Source organism: Micrococcus sp. KRD128 (assembly GCF_017168395.1).
Taxonomy (GTDB): domain Bacteria; phylum Actinomycetota; class Actinomycetes; order Actinomycetales; family Micrococcaceae; genus Micrococcus; species Micrococcus luteus.
The window spans coordinates 1-407 of the sequence record NZ_JABFAX010000050.1; the positions used below are offsets into that span (position 1 = coordinate 1).

The following is a 407-nucleotide window of genomic DNA, read 5'->3' on the forward strand; positions in this document are numbered from 1 at the left end:
GGCATGGACAACGCAGTGATTGACATGACAAAGCATAAAGCAATTAAGAAAACAGTAACTGAAACAACTGAATATGAGGAGGTCGAGTATGAATAAATCAGAATCGATAACTGAACTTAACAAAGCATTAGCTAACTTTCACAAAGAAGTTAAACAGCCAATGAAAGATGCCAACAATCCATTTTTCAAAAGTAAATATGTACCACTTGAGAATGTGGTTGAGGCAATCGATGAGGTAGCACCTAAACACGGACTAACATACTCACAATATCCAGTCACTACAGAAAACGACTTGGTTGGAATATCAACGGTATTGCTACATGAAAGTGGTGAGTATATAGAATTTCCCCCCGCCACAACTAAACCAGATAAGAATACGGCACAAGGTGTAGGTTCAGCATTAACAT

At 38.1% G+C, this 407-nt stretch carries 2 protein-coding genes; both read left to right on the forward strand.

The features are described 5' to 3' along the window. Window positions 1-24: 24 nt before the first annotated feature. Entirely contained in the window at window positions 25-96 is a 72-nt protein-coding gene (locus J1M44_RS11375; RefSeq protein ID WP_241253057.1) for a DUF2483 family protein, read from the forward strand. Next, the coding region (locus J1M44_RS11380) for an ERF family protein (RefSeq protein ID WP_206481121.1) at window positions 89-407 on the forward strand (319 nt) is incomplete at its 3' end. The genes J1M44_RS11375 and J1M44_RS11380, both read left to right, overlap by 8 nt.